The organism is Mycolicibacterium houstonense, from assembly GCF_900078665.2.
In the GTDB taxonomy this organism is placed as follows: Bacteria; Actinomycetota; Actinomycetes; order Mycobacteriales; family Mycobacteriaceae; genus Mycobacterium; species Mycobacterium houstonense.
Map to the genome: position 1 here is coordinate 3,957,920 of NZ_LT546207.1, position 26,473 is coordinate 3,984,392.

The following is a 26,473-nucleotide window of genomic DNA, read 5'->3' on the forward strand; positions in this document are numbered from 1 at the left end:
TCCCCCGCCCCCGCGGCCGTCGGCCGATGCCACCCGGGCGATGCCGCAACCGCAGCAGCGTCCTCCGGCCGGTGGTGAGAGTGCACCGACCACGGCGTTCAGCGCGCAGCGGCCCGGTCCGGGCCCCGGCCCGAATCCGGTGCCACGCCAACGCGATCAGGATCCGTCGACCGAGAAGTTGAACCCCCGCGGCGACGAACCTCCGCGTCGCGGCGGTGGGATGAGCGCACAGGATCTGCTGCGCCGCGAGGGCCGGCTCTAGCTAGATTCCGCTCCCGGGTCAGCGTTTCCCGGGTTGACGCGGCTCCTCCGACGGCACGTCGTCAGGAGCCGCGTCGATGAGCGTGCCGTCGGACTCCTCCAACCGGGCCTCTTCGGCCTGCGGGTTCTCCGCGAGCAGGACCCGGGCGGCGCTGTTGATGAACGCCACCGTGGGCACGGCGAGCAGCGCGCCGACGATACCGGCCAGCACGCCGCCGCCCGCGATGGCCAGCACCACCGCCAGCGGGTGAATCGACACCGCCCGGCCCATCACCAGCGGTTGCAGCACATGGCCTTCCAGCTGCTGCACCGCGATGATCAGGCCGAGAGTGATCAGGGCGTAGACGAACCCCTTGGCCAGCAGGGCCACCACCACCGCCAGGAATCCGGCGACGACCGCACCGACCAGCGGGATGAACGCGCCCAGGAACACCAGTGAGGCCAATGGCAGCGCCAGCGGGATGCCCATGATGGCCAGGCCGGTCCCGATACCCACCGCGTCGACCAGGGCCACCAGGAACGTCGCCCGCATGTAGCCGCCCAGCGAGTGGAACCCGGCCCGCCCGGCGTCGCGGACCCGGTCACGCACATGGCCGGGAAACACCTTGGTGACGAACGCGAAGATGTTGCGGCCGCCCTGCAGCAGGAAGATCAGCGTGAACAACACCAACAGCGCGCCGGTGAGCAGTTCGGTGAGGGTGCCCGCGGTGGACAACGCGCCGGTGGTGAGCTTCTCCTGGTTGCGCTGCAACGCCTCGATCGCGGTGTTACCGGCCTGGTCGATCTGCTCCTTGCTCAGCTGCAGCGGACCGTTGATCAGCCAGTTCCGCACCCCGTCGATGCTTCGGGTCACCTGCTCCACGAGTTGTGGTGCGCCCTCGATGAATTGGGAGATGACGAAGCTCAGGATGCCGCCCACCACCGCGAAACTGGCGAGCAACACCAGGGCCACGGCGGCGCCGCGCGGAGCGCCGCGCCGGTCCATGACGTCGACGGCGGGCAGCAGCAACGCCGCCACCATGGTGGCCAACGCCACCGGCACCACGATCACCTCAAGATGTTTGACCACCCACAGCAATGCCACTATGGCCGCGAAAATGACCAGCAGACGCCATGACCAGGCAGCGACCTTGCGGACCAACGGCGTAACGGCCTCATCAGCAACGGGATCCAGTGACATGTCGGTAGCCTAACCGCGGCGCGCCGCTGAAACCGGCGATGTCGTCGCGACCTGCGCGGTTACCCTGTAGGGCGTGTCACAGGACGCGCCGGCCGACACGGCCCGGGCCGGCACGACGCGCGGCAGGTACTGGTGGGTGCGGTGGGTGGTCATCGCACTCGCGGTCACGGTGCTCGCGGTCGAGGTGGCCCTGGTCTGGGATCAGCTGGCCAAGGCGTGGCGCAGCCTGCTGACGGCCAATGTCTGGTGGGTGCTGGCGGCCGTGGTGGCCGCGATGGCCTCGATCCACAGCTTCGCCCAGATCCAGCGCACCCTGTTGCGCTCGGCGGGGGTGCCCGTCAAGCAGTGGCGTTCGGAGGCGGCGTACTACGCGGGCAACGCGCTGTCGACGACGATGCCCGGCGGCCCGGTGCTCTCGGCCACGTTCGTCTACCGCCAGCAGCGCATCTGGGGTGCCTCACCCCTGGTGGCTTCCTGGCAGCTGGTGATGTCGGGCGTGCTGCAGATCGTGGGCCTGGCGTTGCTCGGGCTCGGCGGCGCCCTCATGCTCGGGGCCAGCAAGAACCCCCTGTCCCTGATCTTCTCCCTCGGCGCCTTCGTGGCGATCATCCTGCTGGCCCAGGCCGTCGCCACCAAGCCGGAGCTGATCGACGGCATCGGGGCCAAGGTGTTGTCGTGGGTGAACTCGTTACGGGGCAAGCCCTCCGACACCGGACTGGCCAAGTGGCGCGAGATCCTGCAGCAGCTGGAGTCGGTCAGCCTGGGCCGGCGTGACCTCGCGGTGGCGTTCAGCTGGTCGATGTTCAACTGGATCGCCGACGTGGCCTGCCTGGCGTTCGCCTGCTACGCCGCAGGCGGGCACCCGTCGCTGGCCGGCGTGACCGTCGCCTACGCCGCAGCGCGGGCGGTGGGGTCGATCCCGTTGATGCCGGGCGGGCTGCTGGTCGTGGAGGCCGTGCTGGTGCCCGGCCTGGTGTCCTCCGGCATGACGCTGGCCTCGGCCATCTCGGCAATGCTCATCTACCGGCTGGTGAGCTGGATCTTCATCTCCGCGATCGGCTGGGTGGTGTTCTTCTTCATGTTCCGCACCGAGAAGGACCTCGACCCCGACAAAGATCCCCACACCACCGATCCGCACACCACCCCGAACCCCGAACCAGAGCGCTAGGAGACGTCATGCGGATCCGGTATCCGATCGCCGTGCTCGCCCTGACCCTGGCCGGATGTTCGTCGGCACAGGCCCCCGAGCCGGAGCCCACCACGACCAGCGCCCCGCCCGCGGCCGTCACGCCGGTGGTGGGATCTGTTCTGGCGCAACCGGTTCCGGTGGCAGCCACCGACGGCCGCACCCACTTGGCCTATGAGCTGATGCTGACCAACACCTCGCCTGCCAACGTCATCCTGAACACCCTCAGCGCCGCGACCGGGGACCGCAAGCTGCTGACCCTGACCGGCGACGCCCTCAAATACTGGACCAGGGCGGTGGGCAATCCCGGCGTCGGCACCAACGTGCTGGGGCCGGGACAGAGCGCCTACGTCTGGCTCGACGTGGTCGCCGACGACCCGTCGCAGGTGCCCTCGGAACTGACCCACGAGCTCGGGATCACAGTGACGAAGCCGATGCCGCCGCTGGTCCCGCCGACCCTGACGGAATCGGTGGCCCCGGTGTCGGTGCAGACCCGCAAGCCGGTGTCCATCTCACCGCCGCTGACCGGGGACAACTGGGTCGACGCCAACGGCTGCTGCGATATGACACCGCACCGGATGGCGCTCAACCCGATCAACGGAAAAGTCTGGGCGGCAGAACGATTCGCGATCGACTACGTACAGCTCGGCGCGGACGGGCGGCTGTACGCCGGGGACCGGGCCAAGGTGGCGAGCTACCCGTACTTCGGTGCCGAGATCCACGCGGTCGCCGACGGGCCCGTGGTGGCGGTGCTCGACGGGCTGAACGAACAGGTTCCCGGCGTCACGCCGAGCGGCCTGACCCTGCAGCAGTACGGCGGCAACCACATCGTGCAGGACATCGGCGACGGCAACTACGCCTTCTACGCGCACCTGCAGCCGAACAGCCTCAAGGTCAAACCCGGCGATCAGCTCAGCACCGGGCAGGTCATCGGCGGCCTGGGCAACTCCGGCAACTCCGATGCCCCGCACCTGCACTTCCATGTGATGGACGGTCCGGATCCGTTGGCGTCCAATGGCTTACCATTTACCTTCAAATCGTTCCGGCTGGATTCCCGGCTCACCTCGCTGAACGCGTCGGATGCGCTCTTCGACGGGAAGCCGGCCGCACGGCAACCGGGCTTCGCCGTCCGCGACCAGGCGGACGTCAGCCCACTGGTACTGGATGTGATGACGTATGCGACGAGCTAGCCTGACCGCCCTGGCGACCGACCTGATCTGTGTCGTGGTGTTCTGCACCATCGGCCGGCGCAGCCACGCCGAAGGCCTGACGGTGGCCGGGATCGCCGAGACCGCGTGGCCGTTTCTCACCGGGACCCTGGCCGGCTGGCTGCTCTCGCGGGGCTGGCAGCGTCCGACCTCGCTGGCGCCCACCGGCATCGTGGTGTGGATCAGCACCGTGGTGATCGGCATGATCCTGCGCAAGCTGACCTCGGCGGGAGTTGCCGTCAGCTTCATCGTGGTCGCGTCCCTGACCACCGCGGTGCTGCTGCTGGGCTGGCGCGGGGTGCTGGCCGCCGTGCGCTCACGCACACGATCAGCCTGACCGCGGCGTCGTCAATCCGCTTGAGGTAGGCCCCCGCTCGGGGTCGACGACACCGCCGTCGACACCGTCAGGGTGGCCCGCAACCCGCCCAGCGGGCCGTCGGACAGCTTGATCTCCCCACCGTGCAACTGGGCCTGCTGCGCCACGAGCGCCAGGCCGAGTCCCGAGCCACCCGCCACCGCGCTGCTGCCCCGGCGGAACCGGCCCAGCACGGTCTTGTGCTCCTCGATCGGCAGCCCGCGTCCGTTGTCGTCGACGGTGATGACGAACATCTGGCCGGCGCGATGGGCGGTCAGCACGATCCGGCTGGCCTCGCCGTGGACAATCGCGTTCCGGACCAGGTTGTCGACCGCGATGCGCAGCCCGCCGGGCCAGCCCAGCACCAGGCCGACGTCGTCGGCCACCTGCACGTCGATCCGGACCTGCCCGCCGGCCCGGGTGTTCTCCCGGGCCACCCGGTCGAGCAGGTCGGTGATGTCGATCAGTTCGCGGTCCTCGGCCTGCGCCAGTTGCCCGGAGGCCAGCTGGCCCAACGACGTGATGATCGCCTCCACCCGGCGCTGGGCGCGAGACAGGTCGGCGACCACCTCGGCGCGCTCGGATTCGGGCAGGTTGTGGATCCGCAGGGTGTCCAGGTCGGCGCGCATCGCGGTGAGCGGCGTGCGCAGCTCGTGCGCGGCGTTGGCGGCGAAATCCTGCGCCGCCTGAAGGGAATTGGTGGTGGCGCGCTGCGCCGCGGCCAACCGGGTGAGCATGCCAGCCATGGCCTCGGACAGGTCTTCGGCCTCGCGCACGCCGCGCACCCTCGGCATCGTCTCGGTGCCGCTGTCGAGCTTGGATGTGTGTTCGGTGAGCTTGCGCAACGGCCGGATGGCGGGGCCGGCCAGCAGCCAGCCCAGTCCGCCGGCCACCAGCACGGTGAGCACACCGAACCCGGCGTACACCGGAATCCGATTGGGGCTCAACAAGATACTGTCGGCCCGGATGCCCACCGACATCAGCACCCCGCCCTGCTGGTCCATGTGGATCGTGCGCACCCGGTATTCGACGCCGTTGACCTCGACGGTCTCGGTGCCCGGCGGCAGCGCCGGCAGCTGCAGGCCGCGCTGGAACACCACCTGCCCGGTCGACCGCGACCGGCCGGTGGTCAGGACCCCGCGGTGCGGATCCTGCAGCTGTTCGGGGTTGAGGCTGGCGTCGACGATCGCATCGAGCCTGCGGTCCAACTGTGCGGAGTCGTTGTTGGCCAGCACCACCGACGTCAGGATGGTGAACACGGCGACCACCGCGGCCGCGGCCAGGGCGGAGGCCACCGCGACCCTGGTACGAAGTGACGCGGACCGGATCAGGCTGAGGACCCGCACCTACTGCCGGTCCCTCACGACTCTTCCCGCAATACGTATCCGATCCCGCGGACGGTGTGGATCACCCGGGGCACGTCAGGTCGCTCGAGTTTGCGCCGCAGATACGAGATGAACACGTCGGCGACGTTGGTGTCCACGTCGAAGTCGTATCCCCAGACCAGCTCGAGCAGCCGCTGCCGGGACAACACCACACCGGCGTTCTCGGCCAGCACGGCCAGCAGGTCGAACTCCCGCTTGGTCAGATCCACCCGGTCGCCGCCGACGAACACCAGGCGGCGGGCCGTGTCGATGGTCAGTGCCCCGACGGTCATGGTGTCCGACGGGCGGTCGGCGTGGCTGGCCCGGCGCAGCAGCGCGTTGAGCCTGGCCACCAGCTCACCGAGGTCGAAAGGTTTGGTCAGGTAGTCGTCCGCGCCGGCTTCCAGCCCCGCGATGCGGTCGTTGACCGTGTCGCGGGCCGAGAGCACGCAGATGGGGATCTCGTTGCCCAGTGCCCGCAGTGCGGTGACGACCGCGACGCCGTCGAGCTCGGGCATCTGGACGTCGAGCACGAGGGCGTCATGTGACTCGCTCGACAGCAGGCGCAGCGCTTCCTTGCCGGACGCCGCGACCCGGACGTCGAACCCCGAATGCCGCAGTCCGCGGGCAACCGAGGTACGCACATCCGGGTCGTCGTCGACCATCAGCACCGTGCGATTCACGCTGTCGGGCGTGCCGGGTCCTTCGCCGCTGGCGGGGGTTGTTTCCACCCGCACGCGGTTACGGGATCGAAGGAGCCGGAGCGTCGCCGCAGCGGTTCTTCAGGTCGACCAGCGGCTGACGGATACCGGTCAGTTCGGCCTTGGTCTGGGGGTTCGCCTCCAGGTAGTCGTGCACCTTGGTGCGGACCTCTTCGCGCGGCAGGCCTTCCAGGCTGGTGAAGAAGTTGTTCACATCGGGATGGGTGAACAGGTAGGCCGAGGTCGACGCCGACACCCCGGACGCCACGCCGGCCAGATCGGCCGCGGTGCAGTTGGGGGGATTGGCCGCCGGGTCGTCGGCCAGGGCCGACGGGATGGCCCCGAACAGCATCGCACCGGCTACCGCGCCGGCGCCGGCCACGCCAGCTACCACGCGCCGCGCATTTCGGGCCGAGAGCAACATGGTCAAGCTCCTTCATCGGATGGGGAAGGCCGTTACCCCAGACGGCTAACGGCTCAGAAANGCATCAGCCCCATCAGCTGCGGCAGGCTGATCGGCAGTTTGCACCGGGTGCCCAGGTTCGCCAGCGGCTGCTGCAACTGCTGCATGTCCTTGGCGGCCTGGGGGTTGGCGTCGAAGTAGCTCTTGAGGGCCGCCAGCGACTGCGGTCCGGCCTGCTGCTGGCTGATCGTGGTCAGGGCCTGGTTGGTCTGCGGATGGCTGTCCAGGTAATTGCCGACGTTGGTGGCCACACTGCCCGCGGTGCGGGCGACCTCACTGGCTGCGCAGGGATCGGTCGCCGCCGTGGCCGACGGGACCAAGAGCGCGGCCACCATCGCGCCGCCCGCTCCGGTCACCGCGAGGGCGACGGCCAGACTACGGCGCAAGCCACCGTTGGTCGGTTGCATGGAGTACTCCTTCAACGCAGGCCCCGGCGCACAGTCAGCCGGGGTCATTCGTCTGTATGTCGTCGGGCCGCCCGGTTCTGTTAGCGGCACACAGCCAACGCTACGGATATCTCTGGCGAACATCGGGTGCGCAGATCTCGGTGCGATCCCAGTTTCCCGAAGTGAGCGGGCCACATTACCGCAGTAGAGGTACGCTCTCGCTGACACAAGCTCAGGACACGCCCAGCCACTTCGGGGCGAGAAAGCGGGGACCTCGAATCCAGCAGTTCATGATGCGCTTGAGCAGCTATCTGCGCAGATTCCGCTGGGCGGTTTTCGCGACATGGTTGTTGCTTCTGGTGCCCTCGATCTACCTCGCGATCAACCAGTCGTCCAACCTCACCGGCGGCGGGTTCGAAGTCGAAGGTTCACAGTCGCTCCACGTCCAGCGGCAACTCGAGGAACATTTCCCGGATCAGGGCGCGTCCCCGCTTGCCCTGATCGCGGCACCGCGGGCGGATGCCTCGTTCGAGGACATGAACGCCGCGGTGGTGTGGCTGGAGAAGATCGCGGGCGAGGTGCCCAGCGTCAAGATCATGCCGAACCCCCAGCAACCCGGCCCGCAGCCGGACCGGCCGTACGTCATCACGCTGCAGCTGGACTTCAACAACACCGGCGCAGTAGACGTCGCCAAGCAGCTGCGCCAGAAGGTCGGCGTGCACGGCGAAGAGCCGGGTGAGAGCGAGAACGGCAAGGTCAAGTTCTACGTCATCGGACAGGGCGCACTCGGCGCGGCGGCCACCCAGGCCACCAAACACGACATCGCCCAGGCCGAGAAGTGGAACATGCCGATCGTGTTGATCGTGCTGCTGGCGGTCTTCGGATCGCTGGCCGCCGCGGCGCTGCCGCTGATGCTCGGCATCTGCACGGTCGTGGTGACCATGGGGCTGGTCTACCTGCTGTCGATGTACACCCAGATGAGCGTGTTCGTCACGTCGACGGTGTCGATGTTCGGTATCGCGCTGGCCATCGACTACTCGCTGTTCATCCTGATGCGGTTCCGCGAAGAGCTGCGCGCGGGCCGCGATCCCGCCGATGCAGTCGACTCCGCGATGGCCACCTCCGGCCTGGCGGTCGCCCTGTCCGGGCTCACCGTGATCGCCTCGGTCACCGGCATCTACCTCATCAACACCCCGGTGCTGGTGTCGATGGCCACGGGCGCCATCCTCGCCGTCGCGGTCGCGGTGCTGACCTCCACCACACTGACCCCCGCGGTCCTGGCCACGTTCGGCAAGGCCGCCGCCAAACGCTCGTCGTACCTGCACTGGTCGCGCCGGGCCGAGGCCAGCCAGTCACACTTCTGGACCCGCTGGACCGGTGCGGTGATGCGCCGTCCGTGGGCCTCGGCGGTCGGTGCGACGGTGTTGCTGCTGGCGCTGGCGGCCCCCGCGTTCGGCATGGTGCTCGGCAACAGCATGCAGCGCCAGTTCGAGCCCACCCACGAGATCCGCGGCGGCGTCAACGCCGCGGCAGACGCGTTGGGGCCGGGAGCTCTCGGCCCGGTGCGCGTGCTCGTCAGCTTCCCCGACGGCAACGCCGACGGGGCCAAGGCCACCGCCACCCTGGACACGGTCCGCAAGGAGATGAGCGGCGCGCCCCATGTGCTGAACGTGCAGCCGCCGGTGTTCTCCGACAACAACGACAGCGCGCTGCTTTCGGCGGTGCTGAAGGTCGACCCCGAGGACCTGGCCGCCCGCGAGGCCATCGACTGGATGCGGGACAAGCTGCCCGCGGCGGCGGGAGAGAACGCCCGCATCGACGTCGGCGGGCCGACCGCGCTGATCAAGGACTTCGACGACCGGGTGTCCAGCACGCAGCCGCTGGTGTTCCTGTTCGTCGCGCTCATCGCGTTCGTGATGCTGCTGGTGTCCATCCGCTCGGTGGTCCTGGCGCTCAAGGGCGTGCTGATGACGGTGCTGTCGGTGGCCGCGGCCTACGGCAGCCTCGTGGTCGTCTTCCAGTGGGGCTGGTTCGAGGGGCTGGGCTTCGAGAAGATCGACTCGCTCGACAGCACCATCCCGCCGCTGGTCCTGGCGATGACCTTCGGGCTGTCGATGGACTACGAGATCTTCCTGCTCACCCGGATCCGGGAACGGTTCCTGCAGACCAACAACACGCGTGATGCGGTGGCCTACGGCGTCAGCACGAGCGCGCGCACCATCACCAGCGCGGCGCTGATCATGATCGCCGTGTTCATCGGCTTCGCTTTTGCCGGCATGCCGCTGGTGGCCCAGCTCGGCGTGGCCTGCGCCGTGGCGATCGCGGTCGACGCCACCGTGGTCCGGCTGGTGCTGGTGCCCGCACTGATGGCGATGTTCGACGAGTGGAACTGGTGGCTGCCGCACTGGCTGGATCGGCTGCTGCCCGAGGTGGACTTCGAGAAGCCGCTGCCCAAGGTCGAGGTCACCGATCTGGTGATCATTCCCGACGACATCTCGGCGCTGGGCCCCACCGGATCCGACCTGCGCATGATGGTTCGGACCGCGGCCAAGATGAAACACCTTGCCCCGCAGACGATCATCGTCACCGACCCGCTGGCGTTCAGCGGCTGCAGCAAACCGTCCTCGCGCCTGGCGGCACGGCGGCCAGGCGGCCCGAAGCGCTGCCCCGGCGTGCATCCGGTGACCATGTGGCGGGGCCGGCTCTCGGTCGCGGTCGACGCTCTAGAGACCGAAGCCGACGGAGCGCGGGCACCGATGGAACGCCTCGGCCCGGTGGAGACCACCAATGTGCAACTGCCGACCGGCGATCGGCTGCAGATTCCGACCGGCGCCGAAACGCTGCGGCTGAAAAGTTATCTGATCATGTGCCGCAACAGCACAAAGGACTATGAGGAGTTTGCTGACCTCGTCGATTCGGTAGAAACCGAGACAGCAGCTCTGGTGTTGTCGGGCATGGACCGGTATTACTGTGGGCAGAACCCGAAGAGCAGATGGGTCGCCACCCAGCTGGTGCGCCGGCTGGCCGACCCGCAGCCGTCCGATGAGCACGACTTCGTGATGTCGGACCCGGATGCGGCTGCCGAATGGGAGAAGGTCAGGCAGCGCTGCCTGTCGGTTGCGGTAGCAATGCTGGAGGAGGCGAAGTGACGTTGGCCCCCGACGTCCGGGAAACCAGGGACGCGCGGACTGCGCGGCGCGACGAGGTTCAGCCCGGCCAACCGTCGTCTCGGCGTCCCGCGGGGCCCCCGGCCCAACGCACTGCCGCTCAACGCACCTCGACACCGCGCACCGCAACGCAGCGCACGCCGGCACAGCGTGGTTCGGCACCTCGCGCTTCGACCCAACGCACTTCGCCACAACGCCCCCAGAATCAGCCCGCCCAGGTACAACGGACAGAGAAGGAACGCACTCCGGCGCGGAGTGCGAACGGACAGGGCGTCCAGGCAAAGAGCACACAGGGGCAGGGCACGCAGACACCACGTACACCGGTACAGCGCTCGCAGCAGCCGCGACCCGCGCGTCAGGCGCAGGCCGCGCCGCCGCAGCGTCAACCCGCATTCGACGACCGGCCGGTCGAGTACTGGCCGACCGCGGCGATCCGTGCGGCACTGGAGACCGACGACATGGCGGTCTGGCAGCGCATCGTCGCGGCGATCAAGCGTGACCCGTACGGCCGCACCGCCCGGCAGGTCGAAGAAGTGCTGCAGACCGCGCGTCCGTATGGGGTGTCGAAGGCGTTGTCCGAGGTGCTGGTGCGCACCCGCGAACACCTCGAGGCCACCGAGCGCGCCGAGGTGGCTCGCCAGATCCAGGCCATGCTGCGTCGCTCCGAACTCCAGGCCCCCGAATTCGCTTCGCGCATCGGCGTATCCAACGAGTCGTTCGCCGACTATCTGGAGGGCACGGTCAGTCCGCCCGCCTCGCTGCTGCTGCGTATGCAACGGCTCTCGGACCGGTTCGCCAAACTCGCCGCGCAGCGGTCCGCGAAATAACCCGGGATCTTCCCGGTTCCCGACGCCGTCTCCGCCGGAAGCTAGCGCTCCCAGCCGCGCAACAGTAATAGTGCGGCAATCCGCTGGGTCGGGGTGTTCAGACGGTCCTGCAGAATCCGGTCGACCTTTTTCATGCGCAGCCGGACGGTGTTCGGATGGACGTTGAGCGCCGCTGCGGCGTGGTTGACGTCGCCCCAGTGCTCCAGCCAGGTGCGCAGCGTGATGGTCAGTTCGGTCCCGTCCGTGCGGTCGGCGTCGCGCACTCGCTGCAGTTCGCTGTGTGCCACGGACTGCACCGCGGTGGCAGCACGGCGCAGAACGATGGTGTCCCAGACCTGCTCGTGGGTCGCGGATCTGAGGCCGAGGTGCAGCGCGGCGGCAAGAGTGTCGTCCGCTTCCGCGCGGGCGGTCGGCAGCCCCGCGTTGCCGGAGCTCGATCTGCTCGCGCCGACCGCCCCGGGACAGGCAGATCCGGCGATCTCGCACAGCCATGGCCAGCCGCCCGGCGCGGCACGTTGTCCGACCACCGCGTAGACGGCATCGTCGATGTCGACGAGCACGGGATCTTCCCACGACTTCTTTCGCAGGAACGTGCGCCACAGGGCCAGGTCCTCTCGAGCTTCCGCCTGCGAGAGTCGTTGCAAAGCAACTACTCTCACCGGTTCAGACAGCAACGGCACGTCCTGGCCGGCATCGTTGCCCGTCCCGGTCAACGCCGCGCGCAATTGGCCTACCGAATACCGGCCGGTCAACTCGAGTTCTGCGCAGAACCGCACCAGGTGCAATGCGACTGCGGTACTCGCCGCGGAAAGTCTGGCCTGGAGATCGGTGTCGAGCTCGCCGTCGAAGATGGCCCAGATCGAACCGACGAGTTGTCCGCCGACCCGCAACGGGATGACGAGACGCTGCGCGAAGCCGGGGCCCTCGGCGGGCACCAGAAACGGACGACTCTCCCGGGCCAGCCGTTTCAGTGCCCCACTGGCCCGCAGTCGCTTCAGCACCTCGGTGGGGACTGCGCGGCCCATGATGGTGGAGGTGCGGGCAGTGTCGGCGGTCTGCGTCGTTGCCGAGTAAGCGATCACGCGGTTCCGGGCGTCCTCGATGGTGACCGAAGAATTCAGAATCGACGCCACCACTTCGGCCAAGGCGAACAGCCCCTGCTGCGCTGACTCCGCCCCGGCCACCGCAGCCTGCTCCTCGAGCAGCAGGCTCCGCACGAACCAGATGAAATGCGACCACTCCATTTGCGGGTTCAGAGCCGCCAAGGTGACACCACGCGCGGCGCTGTGGGCGCAGACAGCGGGTGAAACCGGCTGCGGCAGCACCAAGGCCGCCGCACCGGAAGCCGCCGCCGCGTCGACGATCTGCATTTGCATCTGCTCGTCGGTGGCGCCGATGGCGGCGATCAGCGAACCGGCGCCGGGAGCCCGATGATCACCCCACAGGTGTACTGCCGACACCTCTCGCGGATTGCCCTCCACCATCGTGGTGACGACCCCAGCACCCAGCGCCTCGCAAAGGTCTACACCGTGGAGCATAGCCGGATTGTAGATACCGCACAGTCGCTCACGCGCACGGTGTCAGTTCCGAACAGGGGTGGAACCTGTTGCAGGCCACAGTATTGAACCGTGAACACACACAACAGTGTCCCGCGGCAGCAAGTAGCCGTGATCGGCGCCGGCATGGTGGGTTTGTGCACCGCCTGGTACCTCCAGGAGTACGACATCGACGTCACGGTGTTCGACCGCGACGATGTCGCCTCGGGATCGAGCTGGGGCAACGCCGGCTGGCTGACACCGAGTATTGCCACTCCCCTACCGGAACCCGCGGTACTGAAGTACGGGCTGCGGGCGCTGCTGAGCCACTCGTCGCCGGTCTATGTCCCACCGGCCGCCGATCCGAATCTGCTGCGATTCCTGACCCGGTTCGCGCGGAACAGCACCGCGAGGCGGTGGCAGAAGGCGATGCAGGCCCTGATTCCACTCAACAACGGGGCTTTGGCGGCGCTCGAAGAGATGGAACTCGACCTCTCCGAAAAATCGTCTCCTGCAGCACCTTTCACTGCCGCCTACCGCACCTACGCGGAACGGGAAGTGCTTCTCGACGAGATCAAACACATCCGGGCAGCAGGCCAGTCGGTCAACTTCGAGCTACTCAACGGACCCGAGGCCCGTGAGCAGGAACCCGCGCTCTCGTCGGAGATCAATGCCGCGATCAAGATCCTCGACGAGCGGTTCCTCAACCCCGCCGCCTTTGTTCATTCCATTGCCGACGCCGTTGCGGCCCGCGGCGGAAAGATCGTGCGTAACACCGCCGTTGACCATATCGACGAGAGCACCGGCGGTGTCCGTATCGCCGGCCGCTCCTTCGACGCCGTGGTGGTCGCCACCGGAGCACGGCTCAACAAGCTCGCGCGGCCCTTCGGGGTCAAGCGACTGGTCCAGGCCGGACGCGGGTACAGCTTCACCGTCAAGGTCGACCATCTGCCGCGCGGCCCCGTGTACTTCCCCGCCCAGCGCGTGGCGTGCACCCCGGTGGGCGACCGCCTTCGCATCGCCGGGATGATGGAATTCCGCGACGTAGAAGCGCCACTGGACCCCCGGCGAATCCGAGTGCTGCGTGACGCTGCGGCGGGATTGCTCGCGGGGGCTCACCTCGACCAGCGTGAGGACGAGTGGGTAGGAGCCCGCCCGTGCACCGCTGACGGACTGCCACTGATCGGACAATCGACCAGTCCCCGGGTGTTCATCGCCGGCGGACACGGCATGTGGGGCATCACGTTGGGCCCCGTCACCGGCAAGCTACTCGCTCGACAGATCGCCACCGGCCAAACCTCGGCAGCGCTGCGCGCCGTCGACCCGCTTCGATGAAAACGGAAGTGAATCCTCATGACTGAACTGCAGACGATTTCCTCACCCGCAGCCCCGGCAGCGGTTGGCCCCTACGTGCAGGCGGTTGCCCACGCCGGTGTCCTCTACTGCTCCGGCTCACTGCCGCTGAATCCGGCCACCGGGACCATCGACGCCTCCGACATCGCCGCTGAGGTGCGCCAGAGCCTGACCAATCTCGCGGCGGTGTGTGCCGAAGCCGGCACCGGTCTCGACCGTGCCCTGCGGACCACGATCTACACCACCCGATTGAGCTCTTTCGCCGACATCAATGCCGCGTACGCAGAGTTCTTCGACGAGCGGTTCCCGGCTCGTACCACCATCGAAGTGGCGGCGCTGCCGTTGGGCGCCACGGTCGAGATCGACGCGATCGTCGCACTGCGCTGAGCCCCGGACCGGGCGCCGGTCTCGTGCCGGCGCCTAGCGCGAATGCAGTGGAGTGACGTTGTCGACGAGCCAGCGGCCGTCGGTCTTGCTCAAGGCAACCCGCAGTGCCATCACCGCGTTGTCGGTGGGTTTACCCGGTGCGCTCTGCGTCCCGCGCAGCACCACGGCGACGCTGGCCACCTGCGGTCCGAGCGCCTCCACCCCGGCCGAGATCGTGGCAGCGGTGGCCGAGACGTTCTTGCTCGTCAATTCCTTTGCCACATTGGCGAATTCACTCTTGAACCGCTCAGCCTGCTGGGGCGACATCATGGCGGTGGCCCGGTCGATCGAGGCGGCCGGGCTCTGCGGGCTGAAGGTGGCGGTGGCCTCCGAGACGCTGCTGGCGATACGCACCACCTCGTCGCGGTCGTTGTTGAAGGTGCGGTCCGGAACCGTCCAGCGCAGGTACCCCACCGTCACCGCGGCCACCACCGCCGCCGCGGCCACAGCGGCGACCGCGAACCGCAGGCCCGGGGCGTAGTCGTCGGTACCCACCGTCACGCCGTCCCGGCGGGCCAGCACGATGTTGACGATGACGCCTTGCACGATCAACAGGCACAGCACCGAGCACAGCGAGACCCACCACAGCGGCCAGGCCAGCGCCAGGCCGATGTACACCAGCCCGGCGATCGCGGCCAGCGGTGCGGCGATGTCGAAGGCCAGGACGCGCAACCGGTTCCTCATCGGATCGGCTCCAGCCGCGAGATCATCAGGGTGCCGTCGACGTCTGAGACGTCCAACCGCAGTGTCCACCGCACGGTCTGGGGCTTGTCACTGCCGGCGTTCTCGCTGACCGAGGTCGCCACCACCAGCACGGTGTCGGTGCGCGAGACCATCCCGGCCAGATCGGCCTTGGGCGCGGGCATCGGCCTGCCGTCCGGTCCCGGTGGCGGGTGGTAGAGCGATTCGATGGCCACCGAGTCGATCTGCCCGGTGGTGCGGGTCTGCAGCCGCTGCACCAGATCGCGGTAGGGCGCCACGGCCGCGTCGAAGTCGGCGTTGAGCTGCCCGACGGTCCCTTCGCGCAGCTTCTGCATCCCCGCCTCGACGCTGTCCTTGTTGATGTTGATCAGGGTGTTGGTCCACTCCACGGCGGTGCGCAGCACCCGGGTCTGATACTCGCGCTCCCCGGCCTCGCTGCGGTGCCCGGACCACACCATCACGCCCAGGACCACCGCGACGACGGCGATCAGGCCGGCGACGGCCGACGCGAAGCCGAAGCCGGTGATGACACCTCCGGGGTGATCGGCTGGGCTTTCCTTGCTGTCCGTGCTGGAGGGCGCCTCGGGCATGGCCGTGAGGGTACCGGCCGCGCAACTCGACCAGCGCACCCGCGGCCTTCTGGAAGAATGTCGGGGTGACGGTAGAAGCCATCAAGTCGGGTATCGACCTGAGCCATGTCGACCCGCAAGCCCGCCCGCAAGACGATCTGTTCGGCCACGTCAACGGCCGCTGGTTGACCGACTACGAGATTCCCGCCGACCGCGCCACCGACGGCGCCTTCCGGCTGCTGCACGACCGTGCCGAGGAGCAGATCCGCGACATCATCACGCAAGCCAGTGAAACGGCTGCCGCGACCGGGTCCACGTCGCCTTCGGACGAACAGCGCATCGGTGATCTGTACGCCAGCTTCATGGATGAGGAGACCATCGCGGCCCGCGGCCTCACCCCGCTGCTCGAAGAGCTGGCCCTGATCGACGCGGCCGCCGACAGTGACGCGCTGGCCGTGGTGCTCGGTGGGTTGGAGCGCACCGGGGTGTCCGGCGGGGCCGGCGTCTACGTGGACACCGATTCCAAGGACTCGACCCGCTACCTGCTGCACATGAGCCAGGGCGGCATCGGCCTGCCCGACGAGTCGTATTACCGCGACGAGCAGCACGCCGAGATCCTGGCCGCCTACCCCGCCCACATCGCGCGGATGTTCGCGTTGGTCTACGGGGGCGATCAGAGCGAGACGGCGGCGCGGATCGTGGCCCTGGAATCCAAGCTGGCCGCCGCGCACTGGGACGTGGTCAAGCGCCGCGACGCGGACCTGACCTACAACCTGCGCCGGTTCGCCGACCTGGCCACCGACGCCCCCGGCTTCGACTGGACCGGCTGGCTGGGGGCGCTCGGGAGCAGCCCCGAGAAGGCCGCCGAGCTGGTGCTGCGCCAGCCCGATTACGTGACGGCGTTCGCCGCGCTGTGGTCGAGCGCGGACCTGGAGGACTGGAAGGCCTGGGCCCGCTGGCGGGTCATCCATTCGCGCGCCGGGCTGCTGACCGACGATCTGGTCGCCGAGAACTTCGACTTCTACGGCCGCACCCTGAGCGGCACCGAACAGAACCGCGACCGGTGGAAGCGCGGGGTGTCGCTGGTCGAGGGCCTGATGGGTGACGCCCTGGGCAAGCTGTACGTCCAGCGGCATTTCCCGCCGGAGGCCAAGGCCCGGATGGACGAGCTGGTGGCCAATCTGCGCGAGGCCTACCGGGTCAGCATCAACGACCTGGACTGGATGACGCCGGAGACCCGGGCCAAGGCCCTGGTGAAACTGGACAAGTTCACGCCGAAGATCGGCTATCCGGCCCGCTGGCGGGACTACTCGGCGCTGGTGGTCGAGCGCGACGACCTGTACGGCAACTACCGCCGCGGCCACGTGGTGAACTCCGACCGTGAGCTGGCGAAGCTGGGCGGCCCGGTGGACCGCGACGAATGGTTCATGACGCCGCAGACGGTCAACGCCTACTACAACCCGGGGATGAACGAGATCGTCTTCCCCGCAGCCATTCTGCAGCCGCCGTTCTTCGACGCCGAGGCCGACGACGCGGCCAACTACGGCGGTATCGGCGCGGTGATCGGGCATGAGATCGGGCACGGCTTCGACGATCAGGGCGCCAAGTACGACGGCGACGGCAATCTGGTGGACTGGTGGACCGATGCCGACCGCGCCGAATTCGGGGTCCGCACAAAGGCTTTGATCGACCAATACGAGAAGTTCAGCCCGCGCGGGCTGGCTGCCACCCACCACGTGAACGGCGCGTTCACCGTCGGCGAGAACATCGGCGACCTCGGCGGCCTGTCCATCGCCCTGCTGGCCTATCAGCTGTCACTGAAGGGTCAGGAGGCGCCGGTGATCGACGGGCTGACCGGCGTTCAGCGCGTCTACTTCGGCTGGGCTCAGGTGTGGCGGACCAAATCCCGTGAGGCCGAGGCGATCCGGCGGCTGGCGGTGGATCCGCACTCTCCGCCGGAGTTCCGCTGCAACGGCGTCATCCGCAACATCGACTCGTTCTACGAGGCGTTCGAGGTGTCCGACACCGACGAGCTGTACCTGGAGCCGGCGCAGCGCGTCCGGATCTGGAACTAGCCACAGATACGACAAAACCCCCGCATTTCTGCGGGGGTTTTGTCGTATGCGTTGGGTCTAGAACATCTGCCAGTCCGACGCGCCGTCCGGTGCGTTGTACAACCCGACGGAGTTCTTGATCACCACCGGATCGCCACTGCCGAAGTTGTCGTAGAACCACTGGGCATTGGCCGGGCTCAGGTTGATGCAGCCGTGGCTGACATTGCGCTTGCCCTGGTCGCCGACCGACCACGGGGCGCTGTGCACGAAGATGCCGCTGTTGTCGATGCGGACCGCATCCTGCACCTTGAGCTTGTAACCCTCGGCCGAGTCGACCGGGACGCCGTAGGTGGACGAGTCCATCACGATGTCGGGGAATTTCTCCAGCACGTAATAGGTGCCGTTCTTGGTCTCATGCTTGCCGTCGGGCTTGCCCATCGACACCGGGAAGGTCTTCTCCAGCTTCCCGTTGCGCATGACCTCCATCTGCTTGGTCTTGTCGTCGATGGTGGCCACCAGGTAGTCGCCCACCCGGAAGCTCGACTTGGTACCGGCCGCGTCGATGTTCACCACCGTGTTGGACGGCCAGAAGTCCTGTGGCCGCCAGCGCAGCTGCGTGTCGGTGACCCAGTAGAAGCGACCCGCCACCGGAGGGTTCGAGGTGATCCGGATGGCGTCCTGGGCCATCTGCCGGTCGGCGATCGGCCGCTGGAAGTTGATGTAGATGGGCTTTGCCACACCCACCATCGATCCGTTGACCGGGTTGAACGACGGCGGCAGGAACGGCGCCTCACCGGTGAACGGCGTGGAGTTCTGCCCCGGCGCGTCGCCATCCGTGAAGGGGACGGTCGGCGATCCGTAGTTGACGATCGGCGCGGGCGTCGTGGGGGCGCCGGGAGCCGCTGCGGCCGGAGCCGCCGGGTCGGCCGGCAGCGGGGGGATGTACGCGCCGGGCGGGGGACCCGGTACAGCGGGGTCGACGGGTGCCGGCGGCACCTCCGGGTCTGCGTACGCCGACGGGCTGAGCACCAGTCCGCCCACCAGTCCCGCAGCCATGAAGGCGGTGATCAGTCGACGNATCGTCCACGCCGCCAGCGCGATCACCGCGGCGGCCGCGGCGATCACTGCGGCGGCCGGTCGCCAGCCCCACAGCTCGCTGAGCGCGGCGGTGAGCGGATTGCCCACCACCAGAGCCAGGCCGGTGCCGACGTAGACCGCCGCGGTGGCGCGTCCGGCATGGCTGGCCGGGACCAGCCGGGCGCCGATCGGGGCGATCACCGACCACATCAGCCCGTGCGCGAGCGCACAGAGGACGCGCCCGCCGGCCAGCACCGCGAAGTTCGGCGCGAGTGCCGAGATCACCTGAGAGATGGTCAGGCACACCAGGGTGACGACCAGCGTCCGGCGCCGGGGCCAGCGCGCGGTCAATCGCACCAGCGCGACCGTGGTGAGCGCGGCCACCAGGGCATAACCGGCCATCAACGTGGCCACCAGACCCTCGCTGACGCGCAGGTCCGTGGCAATCGCAGGCAGGGCGCCGACCGGAAGCATCTCGGCCGTGACGTAGCTGAAGGCCGCCGCAGCGAGGATGGCGAGTTGCGTCGCAACACGCGGTGTCCACGGGCTGGCGTGGGCGGCGACCGATTCGCCGGTGACGCTGAAGGTCATGCTGGAATGCCACGGTAGTGCCCGGACGTGTCCGGTGGCCCGCCGACGCGGCGGCGGGCCCGACGCCTTTGTCCGGCCGCAGCACCAGGAGCGCGCACAATCGATTCCGTGATTGTCGCGTTCAGCATCAGCCCGGCCGGCGGGGACGAAACCGGAAGTGTCGGCGCCGCGGTGGCCGAGGCCGTACGTATGGTGCGTGCCTCGGGTCTGCCCAACGAGACCAATGCCATGTTCACCAACATCGAGGGTGAATGGGACGAGGTGATGGCGGTGGTGAAACAGGCCGTGGACGTAGTGGCGGCCGTGTCACCCCGCGTCAGCCTGGTACTCAAAGCCGACATCCGGCCCGGTTACACCGGCCAGCTCACCGCGAAGGTCGAGCGGATCGAGCAGGCACTCGGCGACTGATCAGGACCGGACCAGGCGGGCGATGGCCGCCGATGCCTCGGCCAGCTTGGCGTCGGCCTGGTCCCCGCCCTCGGAGACGGCCTGCGTCACGCAATGCCCCAGGTGCTCGTCGAGCAGGCCGAGCGCGACCGATTGCAGCGCGCTGTTGACCGCGCTGATCTGCGTGAGGACGTCAATGCAGTACTTGTCCTCATCGATCATCTTGGCGATGCCCCGGACCTGGCCTTCGATCCGGCGCAGCCGCTTTGCGTAGTTTTCCTTCTGCGCCGAGTAGCCGTGGGCACCCGAGTCGTCTACCGCGTCCATGACCCCAGTATACGGGTACCCCACAGGGGTATGCATATCGTTTCGGCCGGGGGAAATGGCGCCCGCACCATCGTGCGGTTCCTCAGCGCAAAGAATTTGGGCGGCTAACTAACCGAGGGGCATACTTACCTGCATGTCTGCCGAGACCCCTGACATCAAACCCCGCAGCCGCGACGTCACCGACGGCCTGGAGAAGGCCGCAGCCCGGGGAATGCTTCGGGCGGTAGGTATGGGCGACGACGACTGGGTCAAGCCGCAGATCGGCGTCGGGTCGTCGTGGAACGAGATCACCCCCTGCAACATGTCGCTGCAGCGCCTGGCGCAGTCGGTCAAGAACGGCGTGCACGAGGCCGGCGGGTACCCGCTGGAGTTCGGCACCATCTCGGTGTCCGACGGCATCTCGATGGGCCACGAGGGCATGCACTTCTCCCTGGTTTCCCGTGAGGTGATCGCCGACAGCGTCGAGACCGTGGTGCAGGCCGAGCGCCTCGACGGCACCGTGCTGCTGGCCGGGTGCGACAAGTCGATCCCAGGCATGCTGATGGCCGCCGCGCGCCTCAACCTGGCGAGCGTGTTCTTCTACAACGGCTCGATCATGCCGGGTGTCGCGAAGCTCACCGACGGCACCGAGAAGGAAGTCACGATCATCGACGCCTTCGAGGCGGTCGGCGCGTGTGCACGCGGTCTGATGTCGCGCGAGGACGTCGACATCATCGAGCGGGCGATCTGTCCGGGCGAGGGCGCGTGCGGCGGCATGTACACCGCCAACACCATGGCCTCGGCCGCCGAGGCGCTCGGTATGTCGTTGCCGGGCAGCGCATCTCCGCTGGCCGTCGACAAGCGTCGCGACGAGTACGCCCGCAAGTCCGGTGAGGCCGTCGTCGAACTGCTGCGCCGGGGCATCACCGCGCGCGACATCCTGACCAAGGAGGCGTTCGAGAACGCCATCGCGGTGGTGATGGCGTTCGGCGGGTCCACCAACGCGGTGCTGCACCTGCTGGCCATCGCCCGCGAGGCCGAGGTCGAGCTGACCCTGGACGATTTCACCCGCATCGGCAACAAGGTGCCGCACCTGGCCGACGTGAAACCGTTCGGCCGCCACGTCATGAAGGACGTCGACGAGATCGGCGGTGTGCCGGTGGTGATGCGCGCCCTGCTGGATGCCGGTCTGCTGCACGGTGATTGCCTGACGATCACCGGCAAGACCATGGCCGAGAACCTCGCCCACATCGCCCCGCCCGACCCGGACGGCAAGGTGCTGCGCGCGATGAACAACCCGATCCACCCGACCGGCGGCATCACGATCCTGCACGGCTCGCTGGCCCCCGAGGGTGCGGTGGTGAAGTCGGCCGGCTTCGATTCCGACGTGTTCGAAGGCACCGCACGGGTTTTCGAGCGGGAGCGGGCCGCCCTGGATGCACTGGAGGACGGCACCATCACGCACGGCGACGTCGTCGTGATCCGCTACGAGGGACCCAAGGGCGGTCCCGGTATGCGCGAGATGCTGGCCATCACCGGCGCCATCAAGGGCGCGGGTCTGGGCAAGGACGTGTTGCTGATGACCGACGGCCGGTTCTCCGGCGGGACCACGGGCCTGTGCGTCGGGCACATCGCGCCGGAGGCCGTCGACGGCGGGCCCATCGCGTTCGTGCGCGACGGTGACCGGATCCGCCTCGACGTCGCCAACGGCACGCTCGACGTGCTGGTCGACGAGGCCGAATTCGAGGCCCGCAAGGCCGGTTTCGGGCCGCTGCCCCCGCGGTACAAGACCGGCGTGCTGGCCAAGTACACCAAGCTGGTCCAGTCCGCAGCCGTCGGCGCCGTCTGCACGTAGTTCCCCTGCACCGCGAGCGTGCGTGTCTGTCGGCCGGCACACCGCAAAACGTCGGCATTCCACGCACCCTCGCGGGCCGGTAGAGTGACGTCGGGCGCGCAGGATCGCCCGACGTCCGCTCGAAGAGGCACAGCCTCCCTGCCGATCAGTTGACATGTGACCGACCTCTTCTCGGCCCGATTCGCGGACGCGGGCGTGTGAGAGGAGGCCGTCATGGCCAGCTGTCTGCCGAGCAATCCCTCGATCGACCGACTGCGCAAGGAAGCCCGCAAGCGGCAGCGCGCGAATCGCATCCAGCTGCACGAAGCCCAGTTCGCCGTCGCCCGCGACTACGGATTCAGCAGCTGGCCCAAGCTCGTGCACTACCTGCGCGACGCGGCCGAGCTCAGCGTCGATCCCGGCGCGCTCGACGAGAAATCCCTGCACCTCGCGGACCGATTCTGTTCATGGGCGTCGTTGCGCTACAACGAAACCGACGCACCACCCCGCCGGCAGGCCGCCGCGGACCTGCTGAACAACCGGCCGAACCTGGTCGATGACAGCATCTGGGCCGCCGCCTCGGCGGCGGACCCGGAGGCTCTGGCCCGTCACCTCCGAGACCGTTCCATACCGGCGAACCGCACCGGCGGCCCGTTCGGCTGGGCCCCGCTGATGTACCTGTGTTATTCGCGGGTTCCGTCGGACCGCACCGCCGATGACGTGCTCGGCGCCGCGACCCTGCTGCTCGATGCCGGTGCCGATCCGAACGCCGGATATCTCTGGTGCGGGTTGTCGACCCCGTTCACGGCGCTGACCGGGGTGTTCGGCGAGGGCGAGCAAGGCCCGCGGCGTCAGCCCCGACACCCCTTCGCCGCCGAACTGGCCACCCTCCTGCTGGATCGCGGTGCCCACCCCGTCGACCAGCAGACGCTCTACAACCGGATGTTCCGGCCCGACGATTCCCACCTGGAACTCTTGTTCGCCCACGGGCTGGCCGACGCCGGGCCGAGCCCGTGGGAACTACGTCTGGGTGAGGCGATGGAAACCCGCGAGCAGATGTGGCGCCGGCAGATCGACTGGGCCGCCGAACACGGCTTCACCGCTCGGCTCGAGTTGTTGGCCCGCAACGGAATCGACGTCTCGGGCGTGGAGGTGGTCACCGCCGAATTCCCGACCGACCCGAACGCTTTCGACGACGAGGGCGCAACGGCCTTGCACCACGCGGCTTGGGAAGGCGACGTCGAGCTGATCGGACGACTGCTCGACGCCGGGGCCGACCCGAGTCTCACCGATCGGCAGTTCGGCTCGACCCCGCTGGCCTGGGCCGAGCACGCCTATCAGGCCGAGGCCGCCGACCTGCTGCGGCCACGAACGCCGCGCTAGCGCAATCTATTCGGGCGCAGCCGACCTCACCAGCCGGGGTCCCGGCCGGTCCAGGGGATCGCCTACCGGCTACGCGTGTCGCGGCTCAGAATTGCGCACCCTCATCCCGAAGTACATCGCGTTGAAGCCCAGCAGCATCACGAGGCCACCGCTGATCACATGCGACCAGATCATCCCGGCGGTCGGTCCGCTGACGAACACCCACGGCGAAATGATCAGCCACACACCGAAGATCGGCAGTGTCCAGGTCATGCCGTGCGCGCGGTCCAGCGCAAAGCTGAAACACATCGACAGGAACGCGATGGCGCCGCCGACGATCAGATCGTTGACGGTCAGCCGGCCGAAGGCGTCGTACCCGACGATCCATGGCGAGAGGGCGACGTACATCGCCGTCAGCAACGTCAGGCCGAACGTGAGCTGCGCGGCCATCGACTCCGCGACCCGGTCATAGCCCGCCCGCAGGGCCAGGATGTCCGGGTGCTGGTCGATCGATGAATGGACTGTACTCATTTCTTGTCCTTTCCGTTACACGGCAGGACGTTTGGGTCCTGCCGCACCCATCCATCGCTTCTCAGATTACGCCGAGATCGACACCTTGGGGCCGCCGATCTCGGGCGCCGGTCCCGGGCCAAGTAGGGTGTTTCCGATGCGGTGGCGCAGCAACGCCGAACCGGATGAGACCACCGGAGCGCGGCGGCAACTCGGCTGGTTCGCGACNGCCGCCGGCCAAGAACCCGCCGCGCTTCGCCGACCGGTGGCCGGCGGCCGCGCGCACCCCGGTCGGGCTGGTATTGCTGGTGGTCTACCTGTTCACCGTGTTCGACAAGCTGAACACCGCCTACTTCACGCCAGAGACCTCGTGCGGCAGTGAGCTGTTCGGTCAGCTGATCTGGCTCAACGGCTTCGGCGATGTGATGTTGAGTCCCGCGGTGGGGCAGGTCGTGGCCATCGCGACCGTGGTGGCCGAGGCCGTCATCCTCGGCCTGCTGGCGGTGCCGCGGCTGCGCTACTGGGGCGTGGTGCTGGGCGTGGTCTTTCACTCGGTCCTCGGGCTGGCCTCCTTCTACGACTTCGCCACGGTCGTCTTCGCGGTATACGTGCTGCTGGTTCCGACCGAGGCGTTCGCCGTTCCCGGCCCGCGGACCACCGCGCTGCGGCGCCTGGCGCTCACCGGTTTCGCGGCCCACGTGCTGCTGAGTGTGGTGTCGAGTTCCGCCGAATCGCCGACCAGCCCGATCGGTCTGCCCTGGCACACCCTGCTGGTGCTCACCTGGCTGGTGGCCGTCGGCCCGCTGATGTTCGTGGTGGTGCGCGGCTACCGCGACGCCCGGGCCGCCGGCGCCGAAACCCCGGGATGGCGCCTGCGGCCGGTCGTACTGCTGGTGGTACCGCTGCTCGCTCTGGCCAACGGGCTGACGCCCTACCTGGGGCTCAAGACCGTCGCCAACTACTCGATGTTCAGCAATCTGCACACCGAGGAGGGCACCACCAATCACCTGCTGCCGGGTGTCACCGCCGTGCAGCTGACGGACTACCAGCGTGACACCGTGACCGTGGTGGGGCTCGAGTTCCCGACGCGGTCGGGCGACATGACAGCGCTGCGCCGGCAAGCCCGCTGGATGTCGGAGGATCCCCCGGTCCGGATTCCCTGGCTGGAACTGCGACGCACCGTGCTGCTCTGGCAGGACGCGGGCATCGACGGCATCCGCATCGCGTACGTGCGTGACGGGCCACCCCGGGTGGTCGACGACGCGACCGCGGATCCCGTGCTCGCAGCCCCGATGCCGTGGTGGCAACGGCATCTGCTGGCGTTCCGCGCCGTCGACTCGGGCTGGGGCCCCGACGCCTGCCGCTGGTAGCCCTGCCCCTCCTGCCCCTGCACCTGCACCTGCACCTGCACCTGCACCGCCAGCGTGCGTGTTTGTCGGCCGCCACGCCGTGATTCGCCGACACTCTGTGCACGCTCGCGGCCGCGTGGATGACGCAGAATCGCGGTATGGACATCGCCGATCGGTTGAAACTCGATGTGCCGGTAGCCCAGGCCGGCATGGGCGGCGGCATCGCTGGCGCACCGCTGGCCGCGGCGGTATCGGCGGCCGGCGGAATGGGCACCTTGGGTCTCGTGCCGCCGGCTCAGCTCACAGCGGCCATCGCCGCGGTTCGCGAACAGGCGCCGGGCCGCGCCATTGCGGTCAATCTGTTGATGCCGTTCACCCGACGCCGCCATGTCGAAACCTGCCTCAAGGCACGGATCGACATCGCGGTGATGGCCTTCGCGATCGACCGTGCATTGATCCGGCAGCTTTCCGGGGCTGGGGTTTTCGTCATGGTGCTGGTCGGCACCGAAGCCCAGGCCGCCGAGGCGCTGGCCTACGGCGCCGACGGGTTGATCGCCCAGGGCCGTGAGGCGGGCGGGCATCTGGTCGGCACCGTCGCTCAACCCGATTTCCTGCCAAAGGCATTGGCACTGGCCGGCTCTCGTCCGGTCTTTGCCGCGGGTGGGATCGCCAGTGCGGCCGATACGCGTGCGGCGCTGGCCGCCGGGGCGGCCGGGTGGTGGCGGGCACCCGGTTTCTGCTCACCCACGAGTCCGGCGCACACCCGGCCTACCGGCAGCGGATCATCCACGCGGACAAGACGATCGAGACGATGGCGTTCGGCCTGTCCTGGCCGCAACGGCATCGCGTCCTGCCCAACGCCGTCACGAATCGCTGGTGCCACCCGGATGGCAGCGCGCGCCGGCTGCCGGCGGCCATCAACCGGTTCAGTGCACCGCTGTCCCGCATCCCCGACCGCGGCGACGGCGCCCTGCTGCACCTGCAACGCCCGGCGCTGCCGTTCCTCACTCCGCTGACCCTGACCGCAGGCATGCCGGCCGAGTGGGCGGACCGCGCGGCGCTGTACGCCGGCGAGACCGCGCTGCGGCTCGACGAAGTCACCTCCGCGGCACAGGCCGTCGCAGACCTCACGCCCTAGGTGCACGCTCGCCGGCCGCGAGCGTGCGCAAAGTGTCGGCGATTCACGGCGTGGCGGCCGACAAACACGCACGGTCGCGGTGCAAAGGGGGCCGGAGCAGCCCGGTCCAGCAGTACGCTGCGATCATGGCCAAACCGGAGAAGGGCAAAGCCCCCACCCCGTGCGCCCACAACCACCATCAC

21 protein-coding genes and 4 pseudogenes are annotated in these 26,473 nt (G+C 68.4%); 13 read left to right on the forward strand and 12 right to left on the reverse strand.

Annotation, left to right across the window (positions count from 1 at the left end):
- Nucleotides 1–262: hypothetical protein (locus BN4332_RS19750; protein WP_160110889.1), on the forward strand; the 262-nt coding region annotated here is incomplete at its 5' end.
- A gap of 18 nt (nt 263–280) precedes the next feature.
- On the opposite strand, the gene BN4332_RS19755 is transcribed toward BN4332_RS19750, so the two are convergent.
- Nucleotides 281–1,441 (reverse strand): AI-2E family transporter, encoded by a 1,161-nt coding sequence (locus BN4332_RS19755; protein WP_066900852.1) that lies wholly within the window; start codon nt 1,439–1,441, stop codon nt 281–283.
- A gap of 73 nt (nt 1,442–1,514) precedes the next feature.
- Here BN4332_RS19755 and BN4332_RS19760 point away from each other — a divergent pair, with 73 nt between their 5' ends.
- From BN4332_RS19760 to BN4332_RS19770, 3 genes are read left to right on the forward strand one after another with little or no spacing between them, the layout of a single operon-like run.
- Nucleotides 1,515–2,609 (forward strand): lysylphosphatidylglycerol synthase transmembrane domain-containing protein, encoded by a 1,095-nt coding sequence (locus BN4332_RS19760; RefSeq protein WP_066900854.1) that lies wholly within the window; start codon nt 1,515–1,517, stop codon nt 2,607–2,609.
- Between the two features lie 8 nt (nt 2,610–2,617).
- Nucleotides 2,618–3,817, forward strand: a complete 1,200-nt coding sequence (locus BN4332_RS19765) for a peptidoglycan DD-metalloendopeptidase family protein (protein ID WP_066900856.1) — start codon at nt 2,618–2,620, stop codon at nt 3,815–3,817.
- Nucleotides 3,804–4,172 carry a DUF3054 domain-containing protein gene (locus BN4332_RS19770; protein ID WP_066900859.1) on the forward strand — a complete coding sequence of 123 codons (369 nt, stop codon included), beginning with the start codon at nt 3,804–3,806 and terminating at the stop codon, nt 4,170–4,172. The genes BN4332_RS19765 and BN4332_RS19770 overlap by 14 nt, the downstream gene beginning before the upstream one ends.
- A gap of 11 nt (nt 4,173–4,183) precedes the next feature.
- On the opposite strand, the gene BN4332_RS19775 is transcribed toward BN4332_RS19770, so the two are convergent.
- The 4 genes and pseudogenes from BN4332_RS19775 to BN4332_RS19790 form a co-directional block, all read right to left on the reverse strand.
- Nucleotides 4,184–5,536: a sensor histidine kinase gene (locus tag BN4332_RS19775; RefSeq protein WP_066900860.1), complete on the reverse strand. Its 1,353-nt coding sequence runs from the start codon at nt 5,534–5,536 to the stop codon at nt 4,184–4,186.
- 14 nt (nt 5,537–5,550) lie between these two features.
- Nucleotides 5,551–6,219: a response regulator transcription factor gene (locus BN4332_RS19780; RefSeq protein WP_200820426.1), complete on the reverse strand. Its 669-nt coding sequence runs from the start codon at nt 6,217–6,219 to the stop codon at nt 5,551–5,553.
- Between the two features lie 76 nt (nt 6,220–6,295).
- A complete protein-coding gene (locus BN4332_RS19785; protein WP_066900864.1) occupies nt 6,296–6,679 on the reverse strand; it encodes a heme-binding protein in 384 nt (127 codons plus the stop codon).
- A gap of 62 nt (nt 6,680–6,741) precedes the next feature.
- A pseudogene (locus tag BN4332_RS19790) lies at nt 6,742–7,125 on the reverse strand (hemophore); the annotation flags it as partial.
- 269 nt (nt 7,126–7,394) lie between these two features.
- Here BN4332_RS19790 and BN4332_RS19795 point away from each other — a divergent pair.
- Nucleotides 7,395–10,253, forward strand: coding sequence for an MMPL family transporter (locus tag BN4332_RS19795; RefSeq protein WP_066900866.1), 2,859 nt, complete (start codon nt 7,395–7,397; stop codon nt 10,251–10,253).
- Nucleotides 10,254–10,588: 335 nt separating this feature from the next.
- Nucleotides 10,589–11,098: pseudogene (locus BN4332_RS19800) on the forward strand (hypothetical protein); the annotation flags it as partial.
- 41 nt (nt 11,099–11,139) lie between these two features.
- Here the strand turns inward: BN4332_RS19800 and BN4332_RS19805 are convergent.
- On the reverse strand, nt 11,140–12,636 hold the full coding sequence (locus BN4332_RS19805; RefSeq protein ID WP_084459338.1) for a PucR family transcriptional regulator: 1,497 nt from the start codon (nt 12,634–12,636) through the stop codon (nt 11,140–11,142).
- Between the two features lie 90 nt (nt 12,637–12,726).
- Here BN4332_RS19805 and BN4332_RS19810 point away from each other — a divergent pair, with 90 nt between their 5' ends.
- Nucleotides 12,727–13,968 (forward strand): NAD(P)/FAD-dependent oxidoreductase, encoded by a 1,242-nt coding sequence (locus BN4332_RS19810; RefSeq protein WP_066900871.1) that lies wholly within the window; start codon nt 12,727–12,729, stop codon nt 13,966–13,968.
- Between the two features lie 18 nt (nt 13,969–13,986).
- Nucleotides 13,987–14,373 carry a Rid family detoxifying hydrolase gene (locus BN4332_RS19815; protein WP_066900873.1) on the forward strand — a complete coding sequence of 129 codons (387 nt, stop codon included), beginning with the start codon at nt 13,987–13,989 and terminating at the stop codon, nt 14,371–14,373.
- 33 nt (nt 14,374–14,406) lie between these two features.
- Here BN4332_RS19815 and BN4332_RS19820 read toward each other — a convergent pair whose 3' ends face one another.
- Together BN4332_RS19820 and BN4332_RS19825 are read right to left on the reverse strand one after the other, a co-directional pair.
- On the reverse strand, nt 14,407–15,096 hold the full coding sequence (locus BN4332_RS19820; protein WP_066900875.1) for a hypothetical protein: 690 nt from the start codon (nt 15,094–15,096) through the stop codon (nt 14,407–14,409).
- Nucleotides 15,093–15,704 carry a hypothetical protein gene (locus tag BN4332_RS19825; protein ID WP_066900878.1) on the reverse strand — a complete coding sequence of 204 codons (612 nt, stop codon included), beginning with the start codon at nt 15,702–15,704 and terminating at the stop codon, nt 15,093–15,095. Before BN4332_RS19825 ends, BN4332_RS19820 begins: the two co-directional genes overlap by 4 nt.
- 65 nt (nt 15,705–15,769) lie before the next feature.
- Here BN4332_RS19825 and BN4332_RS19830 point away from each other — a divergent pair, with 65 nt between their 5' ends.
- On the forward strand, nt 15,770–17,758 hold the full coding sequence (locus BN4332_RS19830) for a M13 family metallopeptidase (protein ID WP_066900880.1): 1,989 nt from the start codon (nt 15,770–15,772) through the stop codon (nt 17,756–17,758).
- 57 nt (nt 17,759–17,815) lie between these two features.
- On the opposite strand, the gene BN4332_RS33005 is transcribed toward BN4332_RS19830, so the two are convergent.
- Both BN4332_RS33005 and BN4332_RS33010 read right to left on the reverse strand, forming a co-directional pair.
- On the reverse strand, nt 17,816–18,793 hold the full coding sequence (locus BN4332_RS33005) for a L,D-transpeptidase (RefSeq protein ID WP_066900946.1): 978 nt from the start codon (nt 18,791–18,793) through the stop codon (nt 17,816–17,818).
- 39 nt (nt 18,794–18,832) lie between these two features.
- A pseudogene (locus tag BN4332_RS33010) lies at nt 18,833–19,405 on the reverse strand (MFS transporter); the annotation flags it as partial.
- Between the two features lie 108 nt (nt 19,406–19,513).
- Here BN4332_RS33010 and BN4332_RS19840 point away from each other — a divergent pair.
- The gene (locus BN4332_RS19840; RefSeq protein WP_066900882.1) at nt 19,514–19,813 is read left to right on the forward strand and encodes a thiamine-binding protein; all 300 of its coding nucleotides are present in this window, start codon (nt 19,514–19,516) and stop codon (nt 19,811–19,813) included.
- Here the strand turns inward: BN4332_RS19840 and ricR are convergent, their stop codons facing one another.
- On the reverse strand, nt 19,814–20,119 hold the full coding sequence (ricR, locus tag BN4332_RS19845) for a copper-sensing transcriptional repressor RicR (protein WP_066900884.1): 306 nt from the start codon (nt 20,117–20,119) through the stop codon (nt 19,814–19,816).
- A gap of 133 nt (nt 20,120–20,252) precedes the next feature.
- Between ricR and ilvD the strand changes: the two genes are divergently transcribed.
- The gene (gene ilvD, locus BN4332_RS19850) at nt 20,253–21,953 is read left to right on the forward strand and encodes a dihydroxy-acid dehydratase (protein WP_066900886.1); all 1,701 of its coding nucleotides are present in this window, start codon (nt 20,253–20,255) and stop codon (nt 21,951–21,953) included.
- 213 nt (nt 21,954–22,166) lie between these two features.
- A complete protein-coding gene (locus tag BN4332_RS19855) occupies nt 22,167–23,315 on the forward strand; it encodes an ankyrin repeat domain-containing protein (RefSeq protein WP_066900888.1) in 1,149 nt (382 codons plus the stop codon).
- Nucleotides 23,316–23,384: 69 nt separating this feature from the next.
- Here BN4332_RS19855 and BN4332_RS19860 read toward each other — a convergent pair whose 3' ends face one another.
- The gene (locus BN4332_RS19860) at nt 23,385–23,825 is read right to left on the reverse strand and encodes an SPW repeat protein (protein WP_066900890.1); all 441 of its coding nucleotides are present in this window, start codon (nt 23,823–23,825) and stop codon (nt 23,385–23,387) included.
- 1,486 nt (nt 23,826–25,311) lie between these two features.
- Here BN4332_RS19860 and BN4332_RS19875 point away from each other — a divergent pair.
- Nucleotides 25,312–26,291, forward strand: a pseudogene (locus tag BN4332_RS19875) (NAD(P)H-dependent flavin oxidoreductase).
- The last annotated feature ends 182 nt before the right edge of the window (nt 26,292–26,473 follow it).

Coding starts and splice junctions, on each gene's coding strand:
- BN4332_RS33005 (WP_066900946.1), bottom strand. CDS start 18,793: ATGGCTGCGGGACTGGTGGGCGGACTGGTGCTCAGCCCGTCGGCGTAC.
- BN4332_RS19860 (WP_066900890.1), bottom strand. CDS start 23,825: ATGAGTACAGTCCATTCATCGATCGACCAGCACCCGGACATCCTGGCC.
- ilvD (WP_066900886.1), top strand. CDS start 20,253: ATGTCTGCCGAGACCCCTGACATCAAACCCCGCAGCCGCGACGTCACC.
- BN4332_RS19815 (WP_066900873.1), top strand. CDS start 13,987: ATGACTGAACTGCAGACGATTTCCTCACCCGCAGCCCCGGCAGCGGTT.
- BN4332_RS19805 (WP_084459338.1), bottom strand. CDS start 12,636: ATGCTCCACGGTGTAGACCTTTGCGAGGCGCTGGGTGCTGGGGTCGTC.
- BN4332_RS19825 (WP_066900878.1), bottom strand. CDS start 15,704: ATGCCCGAGGCGCCCTCCAGCACGGACAGCAAGGAAAGCCCAGCCGAT.
- BN4332_RS19755 (WP_066900852.1), bottom strand. CDS start 1,441: ATGTCACTGGATCCCGTTGCTGATGAGGCCGTTACGCCGTTGGTCCGC.
- BN4332_RS19765 (WP_066900856.1), top strand. CDS start 2,618: ATGCGGATCCGGTATCCGATCGCCGTGCTCGCCCTGACCCTGGCCGGA.
- BN4332_RS19780 (WP_200820426.1), bottom strand. CDS start 6,219: ATGGTCGACGACGACCCGGATGTGCGTACCTCGGTTGCCCGCGGACTG.
- BN4332_RS19855 (WP_066900888.1), top strand. CDS start 22,167: ATGGCCAGCTGTCTGCCGAGCAATCCCTCGATCGACCGACTGCGCAAG.
- BN4332_RS19785 (WP_066900864.1), bottom strand. CDS start 6,679: ATGTTGCTCTCGGCCCGAAATGCGCGGCGCGTGGTAGCTGGCGTGGCC.
- BN4332_RS19795 (WP_066900866.1), top strand. CDS start 7,395: ATGATGCGCTTGAGCAGCTATCTGCGCAGATTCCGCTGGGCGGTTTTC.
- BN4332_RS19770 (WP_066900859.1), top strand. CDS start 3,804: ATGCGACGAGCTAGCCTGACCGCCCTGGCGACCGACCTGATCTGTGTC.
- ricR (WP_066900884.1), bottom strand. CDS start 20,119: ATGGACGCGGTAGACGACTCGGGTGCCCACGGCTACTCGGCGCAGAAG.
- BN4332_RS19820 (WP_066900875.1), bottom strand. CDS start 15,096: ATGAGGAACCGGTTGCGCGTCCTGGCCTTCGACATCGCCGCACCGCTG.